The sequence below is a fragment of the uncultured Streptococcus sp. genome (assembly GCF_938036805.1).
GTDB lineage: Bacteria > Bacillota > Bacilli > Lactobacillales > Streptococcaceae > Streptococcus.
On the sequence record NZ_CALHWC010000041.1, the window covers coordinates 1 to 1,237 of the forward strand.

A 1,237-nucleotide genomic window follows, 5' to 3' on the forward strand; every position below is an offset into this window, starting at 1 on the left:
TGAATCTGATTAGTGGTTTCTTCATTCATCTTAAAAAGATTGAACGGATGGGGTATGGTTAAAGAGCGCATGGGTCGCCTTATAGATATGGTAAGCTGTTGCCGCATTATTCATCGTATAGAGATGGATCCCTGCTACATCATGGGTCACCAAATCAACAATTTGATCCACCGCATAGGCTAAACCAGCTGTCCGCAGGGATTCTGGATCATGTTCATATTTATCCAGAATAGCCTTGAATTTGCGCGGAAGATGAATATTCTCACACGTTTTCAAAAGACGAAGCGCTTGGTTTCGATTCAGAATAGGCATGATACCTGCATGAATCGGAACATCAATCCCAGCCAAGGTACACTTATCTTGGAAATCATAGAAACGTTCATTGTCAAAGAAGAGCTGAGTGACAAGACTAGAGCAGCCCGCATCCACCTTTTTCTTGAGATTCTGAATATCTGAGATCTGGTTTGGTGAGTCTGGGTGCCCCTCTGGATAGCAAGCACCGATGATGTCAAAATGTGGTGCTTCTGTCTTGATGTATTCGATCAAATCAGTCGCATATTTAAAATCATCCTTAGGAGCCACATCTGGAAAAATATCGCCTCGCAAAGCCAAAATCTGATTGACCCCAACACGATCCAAAGCCTGCAAGATATTGGATACCATTTCCTTGGTTAGATAAACAGCTGGCAAATGGGCAATCGTTGGAATCTCAAGGTCATTGGAGATGAACTCAGCCAAACGAACCGTTGTCTCCTCAATATCAAATTTATTATTGCTGGCAGTCACACTGATAAAGTGGGGAGCCAGATCTTGCATCTCCCTCAACGCCTGAAAAATCTTATCATTGCCTACTGCCGGATTAGGAGGAAATACTTCAAATGAGAGACTAGGAGTTTGGCGATTCACCATAGAGATAAAATTCCTTTCAATCTACTAACTATCAGCCTATAACAAACCTGCAAACAGCTTTGTTGCAGGTTTATCAGAGCTGAGTTTAAATGTAGAAATAATATTAATTCAGTTTTTGTCTAGCTGCTTTAGCCGCTTCGACAAGGCGGATCAAGCTTTCTTTTGTTTCTGGAATACCACGTGTTTTCAAACCACAGTCAGGGTTGATCCAAACCTTCTTGCTTGGTACTTTGGCAAGGATGGCTTCGATAGTGTGGTCGATTTCGCCTTCGTTTGGCACACGAGGTGAGTGGATATCGTAAACCCCAGGTCCCACTTCTGTTTGGAA

2 protein-coding genes are annotated in these 1,237 nt (G+C 42.7%); both read right to left on the reverse strand.

The window, feature by feature from the left end:
- Positions 1–30: 30 nt before the first annotated feature.
- Positions 31–909 (reverse strand): methylenetetrahydrofolate reductase [NAD(P)H], encoded by an 879-nt coding sequence (gene metF / locus Q0191_RS01800; protein ID WP_125371621.1) that lies wholly within the window; start codon positions 907–909, stop codon positions 31–33.
- Between the two features lie 103 nt (positions 910–1,012).
- Positions 1,013–1,237 (reverse strand): hypothetical protein (locus tag Q0191_RS01805; RefSeq protein WP_297663279.1); only part of this gene is annotated, 225 nt, incomplete at its 5' end.

Coding starts and splice junctions, on each gene's coding strand:
- metF (WP_125371621.1), bottom strand. CDS start 909: ATGGTGAATCGCCAAACTCCTAGTCTCTCATTTGAAGTATTTCCTCCT.